The sequence below is a fragment of the Pseudovibrio ascidiaceicola genome (genome assembly GCF_900114245.1).
GTDB lineage: Bacteria > Pseudomonadota > Alphaproteobacteria > Rhizobiales > Stappiaceae > Pseudovibrio > Pseudovibrio ascidiaceicola.
This window is the reverse complement of sequence record NZ_FOSK01000004.1, coordinates 370153-395075: the sequence shown is the minus strand read 5'-3', so window position 1 is coordinate 395075 and position 24923 is coordinate 370153. Positions and strand designations below refer to the sequence as shown.

The following is a 24923-nucleotide window of genomic DNA, read 5'->3' as shown; positions in this document are numbered from 1 at the left end:
TTCTGACAAACCGGGAGTTAGCCAGAAGACTGCAGCTTAACCGTAGTTGATGTCCAGAAGGCGCATATTCATCTGGCCGTTGTCTGCCAGAGGTTTGTATTCCTTCATGGATTCACGGTAGGTGAGGAAGCTCTCTGTGATGCGCTTCACCAGCTCGTCGTCATTTTCACGCAGTTCACCGATGACTTCACCAGCAGCGTTCCCCATTGCCAGTAGAACGTCTTCTGGCAGGTTCTTCACCATCACACCTTTTTCAGCAACCAGCTTCTTCAAAGCCTTCGCGTGGTTGGTGGTGTACTCTGTCCAAACATCGTTATAGAGCGACGAACAAGCGAACGCGACAACCTGCTTGAGGTCATCTGGTAGCGCATTATAAGCCTCGGAGTTGACTGCACATTCTTCTGCGGAGCTTGGCTCGCCTACGCCCGGGAAGTAGTAGTTCTTGGCTACCTGATAGAAGCCCAGAGCTGAGTCTGTCCAAGGACCAATAAACTCACCCGCATCCAGTGTGCCAGTCTGCAGGGCCTGGAACATGTCACGGCCACCCATAGCCTGAACTGCCATACCCATCTTGGTGCACATTTCAGAAGCAAGGCCAGTGGTACGGAAACGCAGACCTTTCAGGTCTTCAGCAGAGTTGATCTCGGTGCGGAACCAACCAGCTGCTTGCGGGCCAGAGTTGCCACACAGGAACGGCTTAAGGTTAAAGCGGGCATACATCTCATCATAGAGAGCCTGACCGCCACCATGCGCCATCCAGCCATATTGCTCATCTGCGGTCAAACCAAATGGCTGAGATCCGAACAGCAGGAAGCCTTTGGATTTAGAGCCCCAATATGCCGGAACAGAGTGGTAAAGTTCAGCAGTTCCCTCCGATACTGCATCAAACACACCACGACCCGGAACCAGCTCACCAGCTGCATAGAGTTTTACCTCAATGCGGCCACCGGAAAGCATGGTGATACGGTCTGCAAGCATCTGCGCTGCAACGCCAGGACCCGGAAGGTTCTTTGGCCACGAGGTGACCATCTTCCACTTGATCTTGTCGGAAGCAACAGCCGGAGCTGCCAGAGCAGAAGCAGCGGCGACGCCAGTTGCTGCAACACCTGCACCCTTAAGAAAATCACGTCTTTTCATAATTTTTCCCCTCAAAAATTAGAATAACAAGGGGCCGCGAACTGCGGTCCCTCATCGGTTTTTGTTTAAAGTCTGGAATGCCAGAATACGCGGCTAGACCAGTTTGCCCGGAAATGGAGTAGCTGACTCAATCAGGAAAGGTTTGTGCTCCCGAGTCAGTTACTTACCTAGAGATGGTAAGTTCAAACCATTCTCCTTGGCGCAATCAATTGCCAATTGGTAGCCTGCGTCCGCATGGCGCATGACACCTGTCGCAGGGTCATTCCACAGCACACGGCCAACACGCTCATCAGCTTCTTTTGTTCCGTCACAGCAAATCACCATGCCGGAATGCTGGGAAAAGCCCATGCCAACACCACCGCCATGGTGCAGAGACACCCATGTTGCGCCAGAAGCAGTGTTCAACAGCGCATTAAGCAGCGGCCAGTCAGAAACAGCATCAGAGCCATCCATCATGGATTCCGTTTCACGATTTGGCGACGCTACAGAGCCGGAATCCAGATGATCACGACCAATCACGACAGGAGCCTTCAGCTCGCCATTGCGAACCATCTCGTTAAACGCGAGCCCGAGGCGGTGACGCTGTCCAAGGCCAACCCAGCAGATACGTGCTGGCAACCCCTGGAAGGAGATACGCTCTCGCGCCATATCCAGCCAGTTGTGCAGGTGCGGATCATCAGGAATGAGTTCCTTCACCTTTTGGTCTGTCTTGTAGATGTCCTCCGGATCACCTGAAAGCGCAGCCCAACGGAACGGACCAACACCTTTACAGAACAACGGACGAATGTAGGCAGGGACAAATCCTGGGAAGTCGAAGGCGTTCTCTAAGCCTTCTTCAAACGCCATCTGACGGATGTTGTTGCCGTAATCAACTGTTGGAACACCGCGTTCATGGAAGTCCAGCATCGCCTTCACATGTACTTTCATGGAGGCACGGGCCGCTTTCTCAACGGCCTTCGGATCGCTCTCGCGTTTTTCTTTCCACTGCGCCATGGTCCAGCCCTGTGGCAGGTAGCCATTGATCGGGTCATGAGCAGACGTCTGGTCTGTCACGATATCTGGACGAACACCACGCTCAACCAGTTCAGCGAAGATGTCAGCGGCATTGCCGAGCAAGCCAACAGACTTGGCTTCACCAGCCGCAGTCCAGCGCTCAATCATCTCCAGCGCTTCATCAAGCGTCTTGGCTTTCTCATCGACGTATTTGGTGCGCAGGCGGAAATCGATGCTGTCTTCGTTACACTCAACGGCCAAACAAGACGCTCCAGCCATGACCGCAGCAAGCGGCTGAGCGCCACCCATACCGCCAAGGCCACCAGTCAGGATCCACTTGCCTTTCAGGTCTCCACCATAGTGCTGACGGCCTGCCTCAACGAAGGTCTCGTATGTGCCCTGAACAATGCCCTGAGAGCCGATGTAGATCCATGAGCCCGCAGTCATCTGGCCGTACATTGCCAGACCCTTTTTATCCAGGTCGTTGAAGTGATCCCAGTTCGCCCAATGCGGTACAAGGTTGGAATTGGCGATCAGAACGCGAGGTGCATTTTCGTGTGTGCGGAACACGCCAACCGGCTTGCCGGATTGAACCAGCAGGGTTTCATCAGCTTCCAGCTTTTTGAGGCTATCGACAATGGTGTCGAAATCTTTCCAGGTGCGCGCAGCACGGCCAATGCCACCATACACCACCAGCTCATGCGGGTTTTCAGCCACATCAGGGTGCAGGTTGTTCATAAGCATGCGCAACGGTGCTTCCGTCAGCCAGCTCTTGGCATTCAACTCTGGCCCGGTTGGTGGAAAGATATCGCGCGTATTCTTGCGAGGGTCTTGGGTGAGCGTATCGGTCATTGTCGGCTCCGTTAGCGTATTCCCGAAAAGTGGTTTCCGGTTTTCAGGTAGGAATACGCGTTAAAACAATGGCTAAAGTGTCAACTTTAGCGACTTGTACTGGCGTTTGAAAATGCCCCTGCAAGGGCCTGCGCTTCTAACTGAGTAAGAATGGATTTGAGAGTGGCGCGTGTCTTGTCCGCGCGCTCTGGAGCGTAAGCCCACGGGCTCTGCTCAAACATGTAGGCCCGCTGCGCCGTCTCCATCTGAATGGCGTGAATGCCAGTCTCAGGCTGTCCGTAATGGCGTGTGGTCCAGCCACCTTTAAAGCGGGCGTTGACCACCGTTTCCACGTTGACATCTGCACGGCAGGCCTCAACGGTGATCTGCTCAATCATCGGAGCGCATGTCTGTCCAACATTACTGCCAATGTTGAAGACTGGCAGTTCGCCTTCAAACAAAAAAGGGATGTTAGAGCGGATGGAGTGGCAGTCGTAAAGAACAGCAACACCAAACTTCTGCCGAACACGCTCCAGCTCTTCGGCAATCGCCTCGTGATACGGTGCGTGAAAACTGGTGCGTCGTTCCTCAACTTCATCATTAGACGGCTCTTGCCCATCTCGATAGATAGGGCGTCCGTCAAAGTCAGTCAGCGGGCAAAGCGTAGTCGTGTTCTGTCCTGGATAAAGTGAGACACCTGCCGGATCACGGTTGGCATCAATCACATAACGATGCACGGGTGTCTGGATCACACTCGCGTTTTCCAGCAGACCATCATAAAGGCGGTTGATGTGCCAGTCCGTATCGGCCAGCGCTTGTCCCACGGTGTTGAACCTGTCCCAGATAGTCAGCGGTACATCTGTGCCACCATGCGGCTGGGCCAGAACAATCGGGCTGTCGCCGCGTTTGATCAGGGGGGAGAAGGAATAGGTCAATTAGGCCTCCTCTAGCTTGAAAAACCGAGCTTTGCTGGCCGCATCAAAAATTCGACCAGAAGCAACAAGCTCTGCCGCTTTTTCCAGATCTGGCGCCATGTAGCGATCGTCTTCCAGCTCTTCCACCTCAGTGCGTACAGCTGCGATAACTTCCTGCAATATTGGGCTGGTTTTGAGCGGAACACGGAACTCAATGCCTTGAGCGGCCATCAGCAGTTCAATGCCGATGATCTGGGAAAGGTTGGCATTCATATCAATCAGACGCCGTGCAGCATGGGTTGCCATGGAAACATGGTCTTCCTGATTGGCACTGGTCGGCGTTGAATCCACGGAGCACGGAGCCGCACGCTGCTTGTTCTCGCTGTAAAGGGCTGCTGAGGTCACGTCCGCAATCATAAAGCCGGAATTGAGCCCTGGATTTGGCGTCAGGAACGGCGGCAGACCGTAGTTCAGTGCAGGATCAACGAGCGTCGCAATCCGCCGTTGCGAGATTGCACCGATCTCCGCAATAGCAAGCGCGGTCTGATCAGCAGCAAACGCTACAGGCTCAGCATGGAAGTTGCCGCCAGAAACAATGGAGCCGTCTTTGAAGACAAGCGGGTTATCAGTCACCGCATTGGCTTCAATCTCGAGCGTATAAGCAACCTGAGCCAGAAGCCCTAACACAGCGCCCATCACCTGCGGCTGACAGCGCAGGCAATACGGATCTTGCACGCGCTCATCATCTTCGCGGTGGCTTTCGCGGATGGCTGAGCCAGACATCAACTCGCGAATGGTCGCGGCAGCAGAGATCTGGCCTTTGTGACCGCGCAACTCATGGATCTCAGGGCGGAACGGAGCGCCCGAACCCATCAGCGCATCTACAGACATAGCGCCGGTAATCAACGCAGTCTTCGCAAGGCGATGGGCCTGGAACAAACCAGCGAGTGCCAACGCGGTAGACACTTGCGTGCCATTGATCAGCGCAAGGCCTTCTTTTGCTGCCAGCTGAATAGTTGGAATGCCAGCAAGCTGCATCGCTTCCTTGCCGGATACACGAACGCCACCAAAGAAGGCCTCTCCTTCACCGAGCATTACAGCAGCAACGTGAGAAAGCGGGGCCAAGTCACCTGAAGCGCCAACGCTTCCCTGACCCGGCACCACTGGCACAACATTGTGCGCCAGCATTTGCTCAAGACACTCAATCAACTCCCATCGCACACCAGATGCACCACGACCCAGCGACGCGAGTTTCAGCACAATCACCAAACGCACAATGTTTTGCGGCAACACATCACCAACGCCGCAGCAATGTGAAAGAATGAGGTTTCTCTGCAAGGTAGCAGTATCATCACCGGGTATTTTGACAGAAGCGAGCTTCCCAAATCCCGTATTCACCCCATACACTGGTGTATCGCCCTGCGCCGCTGCATGCACAACAGCAGCAGCCCGTTCAACGCCCTCTTTGCAAGAGCGGTCCAGTTCTACATTGGCCTCGGTGCGATAGATCTGCTGAAGCTGAGAGAGCGCAATTTCTCCCGGCTTTAAAACCAGTTTAAGTTTGGAAGAGACGGTAGGGGAAGTCGTCATGAATGCCTCAGTGCTTAATTTGCTTGTGTTTTTGTGATGTTTTTGCCGAGGAAATACAGGCGGTTCAGTGGGTTGAACCCGATCCGGTAGGCCAGTTCAGCTGGCTCCTTCACATCCCAGATCGCAATGTTTGCCTGCTTGCCAGCTTCCAATGTTCCGCACGTCTCCGCTTGCCCAAGCGCTTGCGCTGCATTGCGAGTAATCCCAGCCAGCGCTTCCTGCGGTGTCATGCGGAACAGGGTGCATGCCATATTCATGCACAGCAAAAGCGAGGTGAGGGGAGAGGACCCAGGATTGGCATCTGTCGCCAGAGCAATAGAGACACCAGCATCGCGTAATTCCTGAAGCGGAGGATGTTGGGTTTCTCGCAGGAAGTAAAATGCACCTGGCAACAGAACGGCAACAGTTCCAGCTTCCTTCATGCTCGCAATACCGGCGGTGTCCAGATATTCCAGATGATCAGCGGAAAGCGCTTTGTGGCTGGCTGCCATAGCCGTGCCACCGAGATTAGAAAGTTGCTCAGAATGAATTTTGACTGGCAGGCCAAGCTCTTGCGCCCAGTCAAACACACGGCTCACCTGCTCAGGTGAAAATGCAATCCCTTCACAGAACGCATCAACTGCATCAGCAAGGTTCTCTGCCTGAACAGCCGGGAGCACTTCATCGCAAACAAAGCTGATATAGGCATCACTGCGCCCTTCATACTCAGGCGGCAACGCATGAGCACCGAGGAAGGTGGTCAGGACCTTAACTGGCCGAAGCTCACCAATCTTTCGCGCAACTCGCAGCATTTTCAGCTCGGTTTCCAGATCCAGCCCGTAACCGGACTTAATCTCTAGAAGTGTCACACCCTCCGCCAACAATGCGTCAACGCGTGGCAATGCATCGGCTAACAGTTCATCTTCACTGGCAGCACGTGTTGCAGCAACAGTCGAACGGATACCGCCACCGGCACGGGCAATCTCCTCGTAGGTCGCGCCATTCAACCGCATCTCAAACTCACGAGCACGGGAACCGCCATAGACAATATGCGTGTGGCAATCAACGAGAGACGGTGTTGCAAGGCGCCCGCCAAGGTCCGTTTGCGCAGTGCCTTTCCAGTCCTCGGGCAACTCCAGCTCAGGACCAATCCAGCAGATCTTATCGTCTTCAATGGCAATTGCTGCACAATGGATCAGGCCATAACCATCCGACTGCTCAGAAAGAGTTGCAGCTGTCAGGTTGGTGAGTACGGTTCTCCCGCTTGTCATGGACCCTCCCGAGATTCCACGTGAATTCACTTCAGTAAAAATCTACATGGAAATCACTTAATGTCTATACATAAAAAATGTGCAATGTGCGTAATTCTCGAGCTACTGCGCCTGAGGTGTTTGGATAAATAGCTAAATTCAGCCATTTAACGCATTATATGGTGATATCTTAGAAAAATGATATGGTTGTATGAGTTGCATTTATGTATATGCTTATTAGGGCAAAAAATGATCTGAACTGATCATCGTTTCACATCAAACCTATTGAGTGAGCAATGAAAACCATCTTTGCAGGGCAGGCTTTACTTCCCACCGGTCTAACGGAAAATGTGCGTTTGCGCTTGGACGACAACGGCGCAATCAAAGCTGTTGAGTCTGGGGTAATACCTGAAGGCGAAGAGGTTGCTGGCAAAAACAGAATGATCTGTCCTGCTCCAGCCAACTTGCATTCACATGCCTTCCAACGTGCAATGGCTGGCATGACAGAAGTGCGCCAAAAGGGGAAAGACAGTTTCTGGACCTGGCGTGAGCTCATGTATCGCTTCTTGGGTCAGTTACGCCCGGAGCAAGCTGAGGCAATCGCGGCATTGGTCTACATGGAGATGTTAGAGGCTGGCTACGCCAGTGTGGGTGAATTCCACTATCTCCATCACCAAGCTGACGGAGCGCCATACGACACCCTCACAGAAATGAGTGATCGCATCTTTGCAGCTGCCAGCCAGACAGGCATTGGCCTCACGCATCTGCCGGTGCTGTATTCCTATGGCGGAGCAGGCGAACAGCCACTCACGGGCGGTCAACTGCGGTTTGGTAATGATCTGGAACGTCATCTGCAACTCATTGAGCAAGCATCGAAAACGCTGGCAGCTCATCTTCCTGCTGATTGTCAGGTCGGCATTGCACCACACTCACTACGGGCAACCAATCCATCGCAGTTGCGTGAGATCGCAGCTACGTTTACGGGCAAGCCAGTTCACATCCACATCTCAGAACAGATGAAGGAAGTGGAAGCTATTCAGGCGTGGCTGGGTGCACGGCCAATCGAATGGTTATTGAGCAATGTTGATGTGCAAGGCAATTGGTGTTTTGTGCATGCAACCCACATGACTACAGAAGAAACAGTAGCCATGGCAAAAGCAGGTGCAGTCGCAGGTCTCTGTCCAATCACAGAGGCAAACCTCGGCGACGGCATCTTCAACGGACCAACATTTATCGAAGCTGGCGGCGTCTATGGCGTGGGCTCAGACAGTAACCTGCGCATCTCGCTCTCTGAAGAATTGCGCATTCTCGAATACAGCCAACGCCTGCGTGATCAGTCTCGCAATATCATGTTGCGCGGAGAAGGCTCTGTCGGTACCGCCATGTATCAGGCTTCTGCAAAAGGCGGCGCACAAGCACTTGGTCGCAACACGGGAGAGCTGAAGGAAGGGCATTTGGCTGATGTGGTTGCAATCGACACCACTCGTGTTGAGTTTGCCGGCCTGAAACCCGACCAATATCTCGATTATTGGATCTTTGCAGGTGATGACCGTGTCGTGACTGATGTTTGGTCAGCTGGGCGCCACATGGTGAAAGATGGGCAGCACATCCACCGCGCAGCTATCACGGCTAAATACAGAGAACAGCTTGCAGTTTTGCTGGAAGCAGCCTAACAACGCCGCAATCAATCTCATTTGAAAATGACAGGACAAGCGCTTGCGATCCTATAAGGAAATTAGAGGCATCTTGCAGGAACGGATCACCAGCCAGCAATGGCAGCCAGGTGATTTGTTGCCAAGCGAGCAAGCGCTTTCTGAGGAGTTCGGGTGCACTCGATCAACAGTCAACCGTGCCATGCGAGAGCTCGCGGATGCCGGACTGGTTGAACGTCGCCGCAAAGCTGGAACCCGTGTCGTTCAGCCGAAATCCCATCCTGCAACCATTTCTATTCCAGTGATCCGGCAAGAAATCGAAAACAAAGATCAGTCTTATAAGTACCTATTACTGGAGCGCCTGGAAGCGCTGCCGCCGGAAGATGTTCGTACCCAGCTTGGATTGGAGCAAAACGAGAAAGCTCTTTTTCTCAAAAGCTTGCATTATGGTGACGGCATTCCGCAGCAACTTGATGTGCGTTGGATCAATATTTCTGCATTGCCAGAAGCTTCGCAGGAGAGTTTCGCGGATATCGGCCCAAATGAATGGCTGCTACAACGCGTCCCACACCCAAATATTGAACACGTCTTCCGCGCTGACAAAGCTACTGCCGAAGAGCAACGGCTTCTGCAGCTACAAGAGTGTGAGCCTGTTTTCACAATTGAGCGTCGCACATGGATTTCAGGGCAGGGCATAACCTATGTGCGCCTTGTGCACCCCGGAAGTCGCTATCGTATGGCAACACGCAGTTCAGCAATCCCTACTTTCAATTAGAGGGATCTAACCGGTATTCTGCTTTTCCTTTTGCACCAATTGAGCGAAGTGATCTTCCAACCGGATTTTGCCGTAGCATTTCCCGATCATATCCATTCGCATGGCACTCAGGAAAAACTGGATCGGCCCATATGTTTTCACGGAAGTGAATGTCTCCAGCGCCCGCTGAAGGGTAACGCTGACCCAATTGGGTAAATGCGTGATCTTGGTTTTCTTGCTCAAGCTCTTAAAGGCGATCTCAGCCAGCTCGTTGTGCGTGTACTTCACTGGTCCGCCAACTTCGGCATAGACTTGGCCTTCTTCGATAATCTCAAAGCAAGCTGCGGCGAGGTCTGCCCCGTGGATCGGATTGATGCGGAAGTCTCCAGAACCAAACATGTAAACCCGGCCAGATTTCGCCATGTCCCAGAACTCCTCAATATCGGAGAAGTAGCCGCTTGGAGAAATAACTGTGCTTTTGATTGGGGCCGACTGAAGTACCTCAACAAAGTGCTGCTTGGCGCGTACCAGTTTCACATTCAACAGTTTGCTCGCGTTCAGCACATGGACATACGCAAAGTGAGGGACACTGTTTTCTATTGCGAGATCAAGCAGATTCTTGTTGGCACGAAAATCCACGTCGTTGTAGCTCAAGCCGTCTTTCTGGCGGGTAATACCAAGCGCAGAGACGACAAGGTCAACATCATCCATCAGCCCGATCAAGCTGTTCGGTTGAGTGACTTCACCCTCAAAAAACTCACTGGCTTCAAGGCCCTTCGTGCGGGCAACCTGTTCATTGCGAACAAGAGCACGGACGCACCAGCCCTCCCGCTGATAATAGGAGGTGAGATAAGAGCCCAGATAGCCGGTTGCGCCTGCAATTACGACGGTCTTCATTACAATTCCCTCAAACGATCAGGTGCCGCAAAAGGTCTGCTGCCAACAAAATTAAAGCGCTGAATGCCTTTTGGGTGTTTCGCCCGCAGAAGGAACTCACGTGGAATAGCAGCTCTTCAAAAGGCGATAGATTTTTAAGTTGTTGTAGGATGAGTTCGTGCAAAAGAAGACTGACATAGCTCTCAACCCCACTCTCAAAAAATGGGAGCTTCCACGGACAAAATCAACCGCTAATTGTTCATAGTCAAGGTTTCAGGACAAAGTAGATATGCAAAAAAGGGAAGAGCCCTTCAGCTCTTCCCTTCTGGTTTTGAGTAGCCTTTGGCTGCAATTAGCCTTTGCCTTGCCATGGAATGAGCAAGCGTTCCAAATATCGCATACCAAGCTCAATGGTGTACCCGATGAGCCCGATGACGATGATCCCGATTACCACCGTATCCGTTTGCAAAAAGTTCTTTGCAATCATAATCATGGAACCAACGCCCTTGTCCGCTGCAACCAGTTCTGCGGCAACAACAGTGCCCCAGCAAACGCCCATGGCGGTTCTGAGACCGGTGAAAATCTCTGGCAGTGCGTTTGGCAAAATCACATGAAAGAGGATCTGTGTACGAGATGCTCCAAGCGAATAAGCAGCATGCACCTTGGTGATCTTGACGCTGTTTACGCCAGATCGCGCTGCAATGGTCATGATAAACAAAGACGCCAGAAACAGCAGGAAGATCTTCGCAGTCTCATCAATGCCAAACCACAGAATGATCAGTGGAATCAGAGCAAGCGGTGGGATCGGACGCATGAACTCCACGATTGGATCGAACAACCCGCGTGCAATAGAGGAAAGGCCCATGGCCAGTCCAAGAGGAATGCCAACAAGTGCCCCTAACAGCACGCCTCCAAGGACGCGGAACACCGAAATACCAATGTGATCCCAGAAGGCGACATTACGGAAACCTTCAGAAAGCAACTTGCCCATCCGGGCAAGAGTTGCGTTGACTGACGGCCAATAGAAGCTTTCCAGCATACCGAGTGCGCTGGCAATACCCCAGGCAGAAAGCAGAATGACAACAGTCAGGATCGAATAAAATCGACCTGAATTAACCGCGCTGGCATCACCAAAGCGAACGGTCTTCTGCTGCGTGAAAACATTGTCTTTGAGCCCGAGCCAGACGGAGACTCCTGAAGGCGGTGTATGGTGTTTGCTCATGTTGGCCTCCTATGCTGGTTCAAGTTCTTGGTCATTGCCCATAATCTCTTCTTCCATGCCCCAAATAAGGGACAGGATTTCCTCACGCGTCTCCACAAACTCATGGGAAGCTTTGATCTGGCGTGGGCTCTCTACCAATCCGCGGTCCGCAAACGGCAACTCGTACTCACGTAGAATACGGCCTGGGCGTGGGGCCATCACGATAAGCCGCTCCCCAAGGAACAAGGCTTCTTCAACAGAGTGTGTGATGAGAATGATGGTCTTGCGCGTCTCTTTCCAAAGCTTCAGCACAAGGCTCTGCATCTTCTCGCGAGTCAAAGCATCCAGCGCACCAAGAGGCTCATCCATCAGGATCACTTCCGGATCATTAGCAAGACAGCGGGCCAATGCGACGCGTTGCTGCATGCCGCCGGAGAGCTGATAGACAGGCTTTTTGCCAAAATCCTGCAGGCCAACAATCTGCAAAAGCTCATCCACTTTGCGTTTGGTCTCTGCTGCAGGCCGCCCAGCCATTTTCGGTCCGAATGCGATGTTTTTTTCAACCGTCATCCATTCAAACAAAGCGCCCTGCTGAAACACCATTCCGCGGTCAGAACCAGGGCCAGTCACCTCCACATTCTCACGAATGATCTTCCCGGAGGTAGGGCGAAGAAAGCCTGCAATGATGTTGAGAAGAGTTGTTTTACCGCATCCCGATGGACCAAGAACGGAGATGATTTCACCGTCCTTCACATTCAAATTGACGTTGTTGAGAGCATGGACTTGATCACCGTTGGGAAGGGTGAACACCATAGAGATATTGTCGGCAACTATTCCACTCAAAGCGCTTCTCCCGGTTCTTTGGAAAATGCCTGGTTCGCCCGGTCTTTTTATTGGAAGAATGGCGGGACATTGCCCGCCATTTTCAAAAGTCTTTTATTTAAGGTAACTTGCGTCGACGAACTGGGAGTAATCATCCAGCGCTTCATCAAGTCCGCCAGCAGAAACCATGACATCCGCCACGCCTTTTGCTGCAGCCTGAATGCCACCGCCGAGCCAGTTCTCACTCAGCTGCTCTTCATTGGTTGGGAAGCCAAAGTTCGCGATCATCTTCTTCGCGGGCTCAATGTCCATACCCGCAGCGCGCGCAATCTTGTCATACATGGCACTAGGGTCTGTGTTGTAAGCGGTGTTGGCCTGATTGGTGACTTCCATGAACTTCTTCACGAGCTCAGGATGTTCCGCAGCAAAATCGCTGGTCACGTTCACCACATCAAATGTATTGATGCCAACGGCTTCCTGTTCCGCACCTGTCATCAGCGGGGTGCCAACCGTTTTCATCCGGTCAAGTGCACCACCAAAGGCACAGCCCATTGCTACATCACCGCGCAAAACAGCAACTGCTGCATCAGCCGGGTTCATTTGCACAAGGTTCACCTTGTTGAGGTCAACGCCCAAATGGTCCAGCGTGCGGATCAGCTTGTAGTGGGTGACGTTACCGATTGGAGTGGCAACTTTCTTGCCTTCTAACTCCTTGGCATTTGCTTTGGTGATACCGGTGTCATTGCGCACGATGCAGAGGTCGTTCTCTGCATAAGTCACGGCGACACCGACAAGTTTGATTGGAGCACCGGAGGAAACACCAACAACGAAAGGTACGAACCCATTGCTGTACGCAATCTGCACATCGCCGGAAACCATGGCCTGCACCATTTCGTTTCCATTGCCGAATGCACGCCACTCAACTTCCAGACCCAGTGCTTCGTCATAGGTCTTATCAATTTGAGCCGCTTGGTTCGCGGTGGGCCATTCCAGAAAATAGGCTACGGTGATTTTATCAAGCGCGTGAGCAGAGCTTATACCAAGGCTCGCGACCATGCCTGCTGCAAGAGCCAGTTTTCCTGCAAGCTTCTTCAATGCCATCTCTATTCTCCCCCTGTGCGGTGCTAAGTTCTTATTCCCTCGTTATTTTTGCGCGTTCCTTATTATTGGGACTTCTTAAACCTAAGCTTTCAGCAATTGAGGACACTATGAAACCGCAAGTCCCGGTAGTGCCAGTTTGTGAATCCCGATGGAACCAGACAGTATTTCTCGATCCCCATTCATTTATAAGTGCCCAATCTGCCAATATTATTCCCAATATCTCTGCGGAAGATTAGTTTGATGGCTCTCAATAACAGTGTTTCCTCTGTATAAATAAACGAAGAATCCTATGTTCACGCCGATGTATATGAGCAATTTCTACTTTTTGTGCTGCGATGCAACAATTTATCTGCGGTCTCCGATAGTAATTCTATGCCCTTTGGAATTTTATCGGCGTGGATTGAAGAAAAACCAAGGCGGAAATAGTTTTTACCTTGGTTCGCATCTGCAAAGAACACGTTCCCCGGTTCAATCAATACACCCTGCTTAAGCGCCTCTTGGCCAAGAACTGTCGCATCCAGTTCAGGTGGCCCGCTCACCCAGAAGGACGATCCACCAAACGCAGAAACCTGCGCCCAGCCGGGAAAGTGCGTTTCCATAGCTTCGCTCAGCGCATTCCAGCGGCTTGAATAGGCATGGTGCAGCTTGCTGATCAACGCATCCTGTGAGCCCTGCGCCAGAAACAACGCAACACTGCGCTGGTTGTTGCCCGGCGGATGCCGCAGCATCAGTCGGCGCATGGCGCGGATTTCCTTTATCACCGGCTTGGGTGCCACAATAAACCCAATCCTCAGCCCCGGCATGATGGACTTGGAAAGGCTTCCCACATAAAGCACCCGCCCGGATGCATCGACAGACCGCAAAGCAGCGGTTGGCTGGCCGCGATAGTTGGTCTCGTACTCGTAATCATCTTCAATAATCAGAGCATCGGACTGAGCCGCCCACTCCAGCACTTCACGGCGTCGCTTCATCGTCATCGTGGTGTTGGTGGGAAACTGATGGCTCGGCGTCACATAAACCAGCTTTGCATCCCCAAGCATGTCTGCCCGTATGCCTTCCTCATCCACAGGAATGGCGCGAATATCAGAACTGCGCAGCTGCATGATGTTGCGTACATCGGGATATCCGGGGTCTTCCACCGCAACAGGTGTATCCGGTCTCACAAACAAATGCGCGATCAGAAACAGGGCATTCTGTGCGCCCATCGTCACCAGAATCTCATCAGCTTCGGCAATCACGCCACGCCGGATCAAAATGCGTCGCTGTATCTGCTCAATCAGCATCGGGTCGTCAGCCGTAAAACGATCATCCGTCCAGGCATCCAGCCATTTGATGCTCATTGTCTGACGCACACAATCCCGCCACGCACTGATCGGAAACAGCGTCGGATCCACTTGGCCGTAAATGAACGGATAGGGATAACTGTGCCAGTTCTCAGTCTTCAAAATGTTGAATTGCGTAGACGGTGTGAGCCGCAATTTAGTAGCCCAATCCACACGATCACCGGGTACTTGCTCCTTGGGTTGGACCCGATCAGGCAACTGCCCCAGATTCTCAATCACCTCTGGCGACACATAAAACCCGGATCGTTCCCGGGTGATTAAATACCCATCCGCTGCCAGTGCCTGATAGGCCAGCATGACCGTATTGCGTGAAACGCTTAACCGTTTCGCCAACGCACGCGTTGAAGGAACCGGTGTGTTTTCAGCAAGTTGGCCGGAAAGAATAGCAGAGACGAGCATCTCCCTAATCTGACTTTGCAGCGTTGTACTGTCATCCCGATCAACGGAAAACAAGCTGTATCTCATGGCTGGCCCCTCCCTCCAAATCACGAGCGAAGTATCAGCATGAGTTCATCTGGCTCTATGGTCAAGAACAACTGGACCTATCTGACCTATTATTTCGACGACAAGATATTTCTCACAGTACCTCTGGGGAACTGTTGGCGAATAACTCAGTGTTCTAGGAGAAAGATCGAGATGAGTGTCCTTGCAGAGCCGATTGAACAAGCGAAAACCAATTCTCTTGAGCAACACTGGATGCCGTTTTCCGCAAACAAAGAATTTAAAAGCGCACCGCGTCTCATCACCCGTTCAGAGGGAATGTACCTTTGGAATCAGAACGGTGACCGACTGGTAGACGGGTCTTCTGGCTTGTTCAACGTGCCAGCAGGCCATGCGCGCAAGTCAATTGCAGATGCCGTTCATGCTCAAATGATGCAGAACGGATACACAGCGCCCTTCCAGCTGGGCCAGCCGACATCCTTTGAGTTTGCAGCCAAACTCACCAAAATTATGCCGGAGCCTTTCAATCACGTGTTCTTTGTGAATTCGGGCTCCGAAGCCATTGATACCGCGCTGAAAATGGTCATGGCCTACCATCGTGCCAACGGTGATGCGCAGCGCACGCGCTTTGTCTCCCGAGAGCGGGCGTATCATGGTGTGAATATGGGCGGTGTTTCTTTGGCAGGTATGGTCAAAAACCGCGAAACCTTCCCGGTTGTCATGCCAAACATCGTCATGATGCGCCATACGTGGAACGAGGAAAACGCCTTCACAAGAGGTCAACCGGAAACCGGTGTGGAACTGGCAAATGATCTGCAGCGCTTCTGTGAGACCTACGGTGGCTCCACGATCGCTGCTGTGTTCATTGAGCCTGTCGCGGGTTCTACCGGAACGCTCGTCCCACCAAAGGGTTATTTGGAGCGTGTCCGCCAGATTTGTGATGAGCAAGGCATTCTGCTGGTGTTTGATGAAGTGATCACTGGCTTCGGTCGTCTTGGCAAACCGTTTGCAGTGGATGCGTTCAACGTGATGCCAGACATCATCACATTGGCAAAAGCACTCACAAACGGAGCAATCCCGATGGGAGCCGTTGCTGCGTCAGATCAGGTTTATGAGACCATCACCGAAGCAGCACCAGAAAATGCCATCGAGTTCTTCCACGGGTACACATACTCAGCGCACCCTGCAGCCTGTGCAGCAGGGCTGGCTACGCTGAAGATCTATGAGGAAGAAGGGCTGTTTGATCGGGCAGCCGAGTTGAGTGATTACTTCCTTGATGCGATCTGGTCCCTGCAGGATATCCCGATTGTAAAGGATATTCGAGGTTATGGGCTCATGGGTGGCGTAGAGGTTCACCCGCTTCCCGGTAAACCGGGCATCCGCGGCAACGAGATGCAAAAGCGGTTGTTCTGGAACGGCTGTCACGCCAAATGGACGGGGGACACAGCCATTCTGGCACCAGCGTTCATTGCAGAGCGAAGTCACGTTGATGAGATCGTGGATGCAATGAGGAAAACGCTCATGGCTGAATAGATCGAAGAAAGTATTGTTTTGAGAAGAGCACATTTGTGCTCTTCTTTTGTTTTTCAAATTGGTTGAGGGGAGGCGATCAATGACGAAGTCTATTCCGCAAAATGCACGTGTCGTGATCATTGGTGGCGGCATTGCCGGGTGCTCAGTTGCGTATCATCTGGCAAAGCTTGGCTGGCAGGACATCGTGTTGCTGGAGCGTAAGCAGCTCACCTGCGGCACCACCTGGCACGCAGCAGGTCTGATCGCTCAGCTACGAGCATCCAAAAACATGACGCGTCTCGCAAAATACTCGCAGGAGCTTTATGGTGAGCTGGAAGCTGAAACTGAAATCGCAACCGGTTTCCGCCGCAATGGCTCAATCACAGTTGCCTTGACCGAAGAACGCCGCAGCGAGATCCTGCGTTCAGCTGCGATGGCTCGGGCGTTTGGCGTGGAAGTAGAAGAAATCTCCACCTCAGAGCTTCTGGATCGCTACCCCTATGTAAATGCTGAGGATGTAACAGCAGCTGTTTACCTGCCAAAGGATGGGCAGGGGGATCCGGGTAACATTGCGCTTGCTCTTGCCAAAGGTGCTCGCCAACGCGGCGCGCAGGTGTTTGAGGGCATTAAAGTTACAGGCATTGCTAAGAAGAATGGTGCAGTCTCCGGTGTCTCATGGCAGCGAGATGGCAGTGATGAGCAAGGCCATATTGCAGCCGATTATGTGGTCAACTGCGCTGGTATGTGGGCGCACCAACTGGGCAAAATGGCTGCTGTCAACGTGCCGCTGCATGCCTGTGAGCATTTCTATATGGTCACAGATAATATCGCAGGCCTTCCCCAACTCCCCACACTGCGCGTGCCAGATGAATGCGCTTACTACAAAGAGGATGCTGGTAAGATCCTGCTTGGTGCTTTTGAACCTATCGCAAAGCCATGGGGTATGCAGGGCATCTCCGATGATTTCTGCTTTGATCAGCTACCAGAAGACATCGAACACTTTGAACCCATTCTGGAACAAGCGGTCAATCGTTTCCCTGAGCTGGCAGTGACTGGCATTCACACCTTCTTCAACGGCCCTGAAAGCTTCACTCCGGATGATGCCTATAATCTGGGCGAAGCACCGGAACTGAAGAATTTCTTTGTCTGTGCTGGCTTCAATTCCATCGGTATTCAATCGGCAGGTGGTGCAGGCATGGCGCTTGCGCATTGGATGGAGCATGGTTATCCGCCCTTTGATATCTCCGACGTTGATATCCGGCGCATGCAGCCGTTCATGGGCAACAAAACGTTCCTCTATCAGCGTTCCAAGGAAACGCTTGGCCTGCTCTATGCTGATCACTTCCCATTCCGCCAGAAAGCTACAGCACGCGGTGTCCGTCGTTCTCCACTTCATGAACATCTCAAGCAAGCAGGCGCAGCTTTTGGTGAAGTTGCTGGTTGGGAACGCGCCAATTGGTTTGCAGAGCAGGGGCAGGACCCAACCTACGACTACTCCTGGAAACGCCAGAACTGGTTTGAAAACTCCAAACGAGAACACCTCGCCATCCGCGACAATGTCGGTCTCTACGACATGTCCTCCTTCGGGAAAATCCGCGTGGAAGGCCCGGATGCAGAAGACCTGCTCAATCATATGTGCGGCGGAGATATGTCTGTGCCAATCGGCAAGATAGTCTACACACAGTTCCTCAATGATCGCGGTGGTATTGAAGCCGATCTTACCGTCACCCGCCTTTCTGAAACCGCGTACCTGCTCGTAACTCCCGCTGCCACTGTTATCAGAGAACTCAGTTGGCTCAACAAGCACAAGGGCGGAGCAAACGTCGTGATCACAGACGTCACATCGGGCGAAGCGACCTTGGTTGTGATGGGGCCGAAATCGCGAGAGCTGCTCTCCAAGGTCTCTAATCACGACTGGTCCAACGAAAATCATCCCTTCGGCACGATGCAGGAGATTGAACTCGGGATGGGCCTTGCTCGTGCGCATCGTGTTTCCTATGTCGGAGAACTGGGCTGGGAACTGTATGTCTCAACTGATATGACCGCTCATGCCTATGAAACCTTGGTGGAAGCAGGTGCCGACGTTGACCTGAAACTCTGCGGCCTCCACGCAATGGATTCTTTGCGTATTGAAAAAGGCTTCCGTCACTTCGGTCATGACATAACCGAGGAAGACCATGTTCTTGAAGCAGGCCTCGGTTTTGCTGTCAGCACCAAGAAACCATCCTTCATCGGTAGGGATGCTGTGCTTCGTAAGAAAGAAGAAGGCCTGTCATCCCGCATGCTGCAGTTCAAGCTGAAAGACGCAGAGCCTCTCCTGCATCACAACGAACCTGTCCTGCGTGATGGTGAAATCGTCAGCTACCTCACCTCTGGCAACTACGGCCACACTCTGGGCGGTGCTATCGGCCTTGGCTACGTGCCATGCAAAGGCCAAACAATCAAAGACATGCTCGCCTCCAGCTATCAGATTGACGTCGAAGGCACACTCTGCGACGCAGAAGCATCCTTCAAACCGATGTACGACCCCAAAAGCCTGCGTATGCGCGGTGTGAAGGAACTGGAAAGCGCATAATTCAAGACAACCCCTCGCACGGCGTGCGAGGGGTTCTTCTAATCTGATAGGTGCGACGCTGCTGCATTACTCAGAGTGCGAACCAACCACAGACACCTTAAAAGAAAAAAGCCCGAGCAGTGGTCAGCTGCGCGGGCTTTAAGGTTCATGCCTCTCTCTGAGGAGGTGAGATGGGCACTGCTGGGGGACTTACGCGAGTTCTTGTTCGCGCATATCTTCCGCGTTGATGCCAGCGACAGCAACAGGTGCTTTCATAGCGTCTCTGCGGAAAGGCTCTCCAAGTTCCTGATTGAGGATCACTTCAATGAACGTGGTCTCGTTACGCTCCATTTGGCCTTCAATAGCGTCGTTCAGGGTCTTGGTCAGCTCATCAGTGCCGAACACCTGAATGCCCTTCAGGCCGCAAGCCTCTGCAATCTTGGCGTACTGAACTTCCAGATTGAGCTCAGTGCCAACGAAGTTGTCGTCGTACCACAGCGTCGTGTTGCGCTTCTCCGCACCCCATTGATAGTTGCGGAAGATCACCATGGTGATTGGTGGCCAGTCATCACGACCACAAGCAGTCATCTCGTTCATGGAGATGCCAAAGGCTCCATCACCAGCAAACCCGACAACTGGCACATCAGGACGACCAATCTTCGCGCCCAGAATAGCAGGCAAACCATAACCACAAGGTCCGAACAGACCTGGAGCAAGATACTTCCGCCCCTCATCAAAACTCGGATAAGCATTGCCAATAGCGCAGTTGTTGCCAATGTCAGAGGAGATAATCGCTTCTTTCGGCAGTGCCGCCTGAATAGCGCGCCATGCCATGCGTGGAGACATCTTCTGAGGCTCGCGAGTACGGGCGCGCTCGTTCCAGCTTGTACCCGGATCATCATCCTCGTGATCCATGGAGGAAAGCTCCTGCAACCAGGCAGACTTCGCATGATGCACCAGTGCTTCGCGGTCTTCACGCCCTTCATTGCCTGCATGGTCCGCCAGCTCTTCCAGGATCTGCTCTGCCACAGCGCGAGCATCTCCCTGAATGCCAACACTCACCTTCTTGGTCAGGCCAATGCGGTCAGAGTTGATGTCGACCTGAATGACCTTGGCATCTTTCGGCCAGTAATCCATGTCATAGCAAGGCAATGTGGAGAACGGATTGAGGCGCGTCCCAAGAGCAAGCACCACATCCGCTTTCGAGATCATCTCCATACCCGCTTTTGAGCCGTTATAGCCAAGCGGGCCAACGGAAAGTGGGTGATTGCCGGGGAACGCATCATTGTGCTGATAGCCACAACAGACCGGCGCACTCAGCTTTTCCGCCAGAGCGGCGGACGCCTGAATAGCACCACTCAGAACCACACCAGCCCCGTTCAAAATCACCGGGAACTTTGCATCAGACAGCAACTCAGCAGCCTTCTTGATTGACTGCACACCACCACAAGGTTTTTCCATGCGTACGATCTGCGGCAGTTCGATGTCGATCACCTGCGTCCAGAAATCGCGCGGTATGTTGATCTGCGCCGGAGCACACCCACGCCAGGCTTTCTCAATCACACGGTTCAGCACTTCCGCAATACGGGAAGGATCACGAACCTCTTCCTGATAGCAAACCATATCCTCGAAGAGAGCCATCTGCTCAATCTCCTGAAAGCCACCTTGTCCGATGGTCTTGTTGGCGGCCTGCGGGGTAACAAGCAGCAGAGGTGTATGGTTCCAGTAAGCTGTTTTGATCGGTGTTACGAAGTTGGTAATACCCGGCCCGTTCTGAGCAATCGCCATGCTCATCTTACCAGTCGCGCGGGAGTACCCGTCCGCGCTCATGCCCGCGTTACATTCATGGGCGCAATCCCAGAACTTGACACCTGCAGCGGGAAAGAGATCCGAAACCGGCATCATGGCAGAACCAATAATGCCAAAGGCGTTATCAATCCCGTGCATCTGAAGCACTTTTACAAAGGCCTCTTCGGTCGTCATCTTCATGGCACAAATCCTCCCCATCACGTCACAGCTCGGCTGTGATCTGCACATTCTGATATGCAATCAAACCTAGCCTGAGCCAGCGGAGGGGTTTAGGGCCAGATTCCGCTATAGCATTGGTCAGTTGTGTAGAAGGTATTGAAGATGCTGCGGAATGCTATTGTCCATCCCGAGCCAAGCAAGCCTAACTTACGTCAGCATCAAGAGAAATGAGGCTGGCATTCATCAATCCCCGCAGGGAGTTACCAATATAAACAGCATCTGCTGACTGCAAATCATGGACTGTCAGATCCGCTTCCTCTGCATATCCATGCTCCAGCAAACCAGCGCGGAAAACACCCGGCAATAACCCATGCGTAAGAGCAGGGGTGAGCAACTTGCCGTCCTTGCGGATAAACAGATTGGTAAAGCTGCCTTCGGTCAGATACCCAGCTTCATTGAGAAAAATGACCTCAGAGCATCCATATCGAGCAGCATAATCTGTGCGCGTCTGATCATAGAAACGACGCTGGCTGGTTTTGTGGAACAGGAACCGATCCTGTGAATGGACGCGCTCGTCTGCAAGGCAGATCCGCCAGTCATCACCGCTTGCTGCTGGCATTTCCTGCGCAGTCAGCATGAACTGCCCATCTTCATAGAGATCAAGCCGCACCCGCATATCGCGATCAAACACTGCTGCATGGTCTGAAAGCACGCTCAATGCCTGATCCAGATTCCAGTTGAAGCCGAAGTAAGATGCACTGTCGGCCATCCGTTGCAAATGACGTTCCAGCAACGTGTAGCCTTCGTCAGGCGTCCAGCCCATGGTTTCAAATAGGGTGAAGCGCTCTTCTGAGGCCTTCAGAAAGTTCAGTTTCAGCAGGCACTCATCATATTCTGGTGACGCTCCGGAATCGAATACAACACCTGAGCCAGTCCCCATTTCTGCTGTGCCATCCTCGTCAATCACCAGAGTACGGATTGCCACATTGAACGTGAAGTCGCCATTGGGTTCGATCATGCCAATAGAGCCGGTGTAGATCCCGCGCGGGCTCTTCTCCAGCTCATCAATGATCTCCATGGCCCAAAGCTTCGGCGCTCCGGTGATGGAGCCACACGGAAACAGTTCCTCGATAATCTCGGGCAGTTCAGCGCCATCCACCAGCTCACCAGTGGTGGTAGAGGTCATCTGGAACAGGCTGCGGTACTGCTCAACCTCACAGTGAGAGGGAACACAAACGCTGCCTGCTTTGGTGATACGGGAGAGGTCATTGCGCATCAGATCAAGGATCATAGTGTTCTCGGCGCGCGACTTCACATCACTTTGCAGCCAGTCCTGAACACGCGCATCTTCTTCGCTCGTACGGCCGCGTTGCGCCGTGCCCTTCATCGGGCGTGTCGTCAGTTGCTTGCCCTTGCGATCCAAAAACAATTCTGGAGAAATTGAAAGAACTTTCTGATCGCCCAGATGCAGCAGTGCCGCATACCCAACCGGTTGCTGGAACAGCAGATTGTCAAACAGAGCTGCCGCACTTCCAGTTTGCTCAAGGTCTGCCCGCATGGTCAGGTTGATCTGGTAGATGTCACCTTGCGCAAGATGCTGCTGTGTTTTCGCAAAGGCACTCTCATAGTCGCCTTTGCTCATGTCAAACTGGTTGATGTGAATGGAAGGGGCGGCTTCATTGCCAGCAGCCTCAACCAGCCATTGCGCTTCTTCATCTCGGGTCAAAAGCTGAGGCGCATCGTAAACTCCAAACCAGGCAAGAGGCACATTGCCCGTGCCCTTGAAGCGCTGCTTCAGCTTCTCTTCAAACGCAAAACCAAATTCATAGGAGAAGAAGCCAGCCAGATAGTGACCCGCTTTGCGCTCTTGTTCCAGTTGCTGAAGAAACTGAGGGACCTCAGAAAGAGTTTGGCAGGTCAGCACGCGCTTTGGGGCTTGGAAGAGACGCGCAGGCTCATGACTAAGCCTGTCGACAAAAAGTACTGTTCCAAACGCAAACTGCGCCATACCTGTCCATTCTTATTTGGGTTACCCTTATTAAGAATGCTCAATACCAGCCCGTCAGACCAAGGCAATCATAAAATTGTCTCCAAGTCCGTTTGTTGAGTAATTTTGCGTAAATTGTGATCAATAACGGCATGAAACTCTGAAAAACGCCCCTCAAGGCCGTAATTTCAGAAAAGCAGAAACTTTGCACAAACGCAAAACGGGCCACCAAGGTGACCCGCCTCATCAAAATTTGTAGTGCAGATTAAGCAACGTCGTGGAAGAAGCGCTCCAGCGTATCGTGAACTTCATTGAGATCACCATCAACCTTACTGGCTTTCTCTGTCACTTCGAACACGGAGCCTGTCGCCTCGTTCATGGCTTCACTCAGGCTGGCAATGCTCTGGGAAACGGCCATGGTGCCGTCAGCCGCAGCTGCGATATTAGCTGAGATCTCATTGGTCGCATCACCCTGCTGGGTTATTGCCTCAGCAATTGCACCAGTATGGGCGTTCACGTCATCCATGGTCAGAGAGATAGAGCCGATTGCTTCCACTGCTTCGCGGGTTCTGCCCTGAATTGCAGAGACCTGAGAAGCAATCTCTTCAGTCGCTTTGGAGGTCTGGTTGGCCAGCTCTTTCACTTCCGCTGCTACAACCGCAAAGCCTTTACCTGCTTCACCTGCGCGGGCAGCTTCAATGGTGGCGTTAAGGGCCAGCAGATTGGTCTGCTCCGCAATCGCCTGAATGAGCGTTACAACTTCACCAATGCGGCTTGCAGCTTCTGCGAGGCTGCCAATGGTATCATTGGTCTCCTGCGCACCGCGAGTTGCAGCTTCAACCATTTCGTTGGCTTGCGCAATCTGTCGTGCGATCTCGGAGATAGAGGAGGAAAGCTCTTCAGAGGCAGCCGAAACTGTCTGAACGTTGCCGGATGCTGAATCAGAGGAGGAAACAACCTCGGTCGTATGACCAGAGCATTTATGAGTGGCGTTCTCCAAACCTTTGGAAGCAGACACAATGCTGTGCGTGTTTTGAGAAAGGCTCTTAAGTTGGCCGTCCACCACGTCGCGGAGCCCGGAAATGTGCTTTTCAAAGAATACGATGCGTTCTGATTGCTCTGCAATCTTCTGTTCGTTTTCTGCAACTTCAGCTGCAACTGCTGCATCTTGAGAAGAAACAGTGCTGTCTGTTGAGTTGGAACCTTCAGCATCGCCCTGACCGCTCAGGAAAGCCATCGTAACACCGGTGAGAAGAACCAGAATGATGAGATTGCCAGACATCGTGCTCTGATCACTCACGAGGAAGTCAGGCAAAACGAATAGACTGCCAAGAAGATAAACTGCGGAAATTGCGAGGAAACTGCCAAGCGCACCGCCATTGCGAGAGGAACCTAAAACAACCAATGGGGCAAAGAACAGAATGTTGAAATCCATCTGCCAGCCTTCTGCATATCCACCAAGAGTAGCAGCAGAGCTGGCAACGGCGGCTAGAATAGCAAGGCAAATGCCGGAAGCCAGAGCTGCTGCACCGGATTCCTTGTCTTTCAGCCACAATGCGGTTGGGATGGCGGCAAGAAGGAAAGCTGATCCTGAAAGAATGCTCATTGTACCGGTGTCACCAGCCCAGCTCATACCAAAGCTCAGGAGGGCAAGAACCCAACCCAAGGTAATTGGCCAACTGGTTGAACCCATGTCAGATTGGCCTACCTCTTCTTCAAATCCGACTGCAGCACTCATTTCAGGTCTTCCCTTAATAGTATTGGTGCATGACACACCCAAATACATCCACCCAATTATTAAACGCATTCTGGAATTATAACTCTCTGATAACAAAGAGGAATGCGCACAACCTCAAGCAGCTAGCCAGCACAATTGCAGCAGCAAACCGCTTGGTTGAATGAAAGAAGTAACACGCACGAAAGAGCGAAATCGCACAGTAATCGCCTCAAAAAGAGATCGCCCTCAAGATTAAATTGCGTAAATTACTCCATTCAAATCTTAGTTGTAATTTGTATAA

Annotated in this window: 17 protein-coding genes; 4 read left to right on the top strand and 13 right to left on the bottom strand. The window is 52.4% G+C overall.

From position 1 onward, the window contains the following. Positions 1 to 36: 36 nt before the first annotated feature. From BM231_RS10395 to hutI, 5 genes are all read right to left on the bottom strand, one after another. A complete protein-coding gene (locus BM231_RS10395; protein ID WP_014283772.1) occupies positions 37 to 1137 on the bottom strand; it encodes a TRAP transporter substrate-binding protein in 1101 nt (366 codons plus the stop codon). A gap of 159 nt (positions 1138 to 1296) precedes the next feature. Further along, complete coding sequence (gene hutU, locus BM231_RS10390) at positions 1297 to 2982, bottom strand: urocanate hydratase (protein ID WP_093519073.1); 1686 nt, start codon at positions 2980 to 2982, stop codon at positions 1297 to 1299. An 86-nt stretch (positions 2983 to 3068) separates the two neighbouring features. Then, entirely contained in the window at positions 3069 to 3896 is an 828-nt protein-coding gene (gene hutG, locus BM231_RS10385; protein ID WP_093519071.1) for an N-formylglutamate deformylase, read from the bottom strand. Continuing rightward, positions 3897 to 5465 carry a histidine ammonia-lyase gene (gene hutH, locus BM231_RS10380; protein ID WP_093519069.1) on the bottom strand — a complete coding sequence of 523 codons (1569 nt, stop codon included), beginning with the start codon at positions 5463 to 5465 and terminating at the stop codon, positions 3897 to 3899. A 14-nt stretch (positions 5466 to 5479) separates the two neighbouring features. Then, positions 5480 to 6715 (bottom strand): imidazolonepropionase, encoded by a 1236-nt coding sequence (gene hutI, locus BM231_RS10375; RefSeq protein WP_093519067.1) that lies wholly within the window; start codon positions 6713 to 6715, stop codon positions 5480 to 5482. Between the two features lie 275 nt (positions 6716 to 6990). Here hutI and BM231_RS10370 point away from each other — a divergent pair, with 275 nt between their 5' ends. Continuing rightward, entirely contained in the window at positions 6991 to 8367 is a 1377-nt protein-coding gene (locus BM231_RS10370; protein ID WP_093519065.1) for a formimidoylglutamate deiminase, read from the top strand. 43 nt (positions 8368 to 8410) lie between these two features. Beyond that, positions 8411 to 9121, top strand: coding sequence for a histidine utilization transcriptional repressor HutC (locus BM231_RS10365; protein WP_093519063.1), 711 nt, complete (start codon positions 8411 to 8413; stop codon positions 9119 to 9121). A 6-nt stretch (positions 9122 to 9127) separates the two neighbouring features. On the opposite strand, the gene BM231_RS10360 is transcribed toward BM231_RS10365, so the two are convergent. The 5 genes from BM231_RS10360 to pdxR all read right to left on the bottom strand — a co-directional run bounded on the left by BM231_RS10360 (position 9128) and on the right by pdxR (position 14908). After that, positions 9128 to 9997 (bottom strand): SDR family oxidoreductase, encoded by an 870-nt coding sequence (locus BM231_RS10360; protein ID WP_093519061.1) that lies wholly within the window; start codon positions 9995 to 9997, stop codon positions 9128 to 9130. Positions 9998 to 10328: 331 nt separating this feature from the next. Next, the gene (locus BM231_RS10355; protein ID WP_093519059.1) at positions 10329 to 11198 is read right to left on the bottom strand and encodes an ABC transporter permease; all 870 of its coding nucleotides are present in this window, start codon (positions 11196 to 11198) and stop codon (positions 10329 to 10331) included. A 9-nt stretch (positions 11199 to 11207) separates the two neighbouring features. Beyond that, positions 11208 to 11990 carry a taurine ABC transporter ATP-binding protein gene (locus BM231_RS10350; protein ID WP_093519057.1) on the bottom strand — a complete coding sequence of 261 codons (783 nt, stop codon included), beginning with the start codon at positions 11988 to 11990 and terminating at the stop codon, positions 11208 to 11210. Positions 11991 to 12113: 123 nt separating this feature from the next. Further along, positions 12114 to 13100, bottom strand: a complete 987-nt coding sequence (locus BM231_RS10345; RefSeq protein WP_093519055.1) for a taurine ABC transporter substrate-binding protein — start codon at positions 13098 to 13100, stop codon at positions 12114 to 12116. A 293-nt stretch (positions 13101 to 13393) separates the two neighbouring features. Continuing rightward, on the bottom strand, positions 13394 to 14908 hold the full coding sequence (gene pdxR / locus BM231_RS10340) for a MocR-like pyridoxine biosynthesis transcription factor PdxR (RefSeq protein ID WP_093519053.1): 1515 nt from the start codon (positions 14906 to 14908) through the stop codon (positions 13394 to 13396). 171 nt (positions 14909 to 15079) lie between these two features. On the opposite strand from pdxR, the gene aptA reads away from it, so the two are divergent. Further along, positions 15080 to 16417, top strand: a complete 1338-nt coding sequence (aptA, locus tag BM231_RS10335) for an omega-aminotransferase AptA (protein WP_093519051.1) — start codon at positions 15080 to 15082, stop codon at positions 16415 to 16417. 79 nt (positions 16418 to 16496) lie between these two features. Next, positions 16497 to 18971 carry a GcvT family protein gene (locus tag BM231_RS10330; protein WP_093519049.1) on the top strand — a complete coding sequence of 825 codons (2475 nt, stop codon included), beginning with the start codon at positions 16497 to 16499 and terminating at the stop codon, positions 18969 to 18971. A gap of 189 nt (positions 18972 to 19160) precedes the next feature. Here the strand turns inward: BM231_RS10330 and xsc are convergent, their stop codons facing one another. The 3 genes from xsc to BM231_RS10315 all read right to left on the bottom strand — a co-directional run bounded on the left by xsc (position 19161) and on the right by BM231_RS10315 (position 24643). Then, on the bottom strand, positions 19161 to 20939 hold the full coding sequence (gene xsc, locus BM231_RS10325; protein WP_093519047.1) for a sulfoacetaldehyde acetyltransferase: 1779 nt from the start codon (positions 20937 to 20939) through the stop codon (positions 19161 to 19163). A gap of 181 nt (positions 20940 to 21120) precedes the next feature. After that, complete coding sequence (gene pabB, locus BM231_RS10320; RefSeq protein ID WP_093519045.1) at positions 21121 to 22926, bottom strand: aminodeoxychorismate synthase component I; 1806 nt, start codon at positions 22924 to 22926, stop codon at positions 21121 to 21123. A 244-nt stretch (positions 22927 to 23170) separates the two neighbouring features. Beyond that, positions 23171 to 24643: a methyl-accepting chemotaxis protein gene (locus BM231_RS10315; protein WP_244527158.1), complete on the bottom strand. Its 1473-nt coding sequence runs from the start codon at positions 24641 to 24643 to the stop codon at positions 23171 to 23173. Positions 24644 to 24923: the final 280 nt, after the last annotated feature.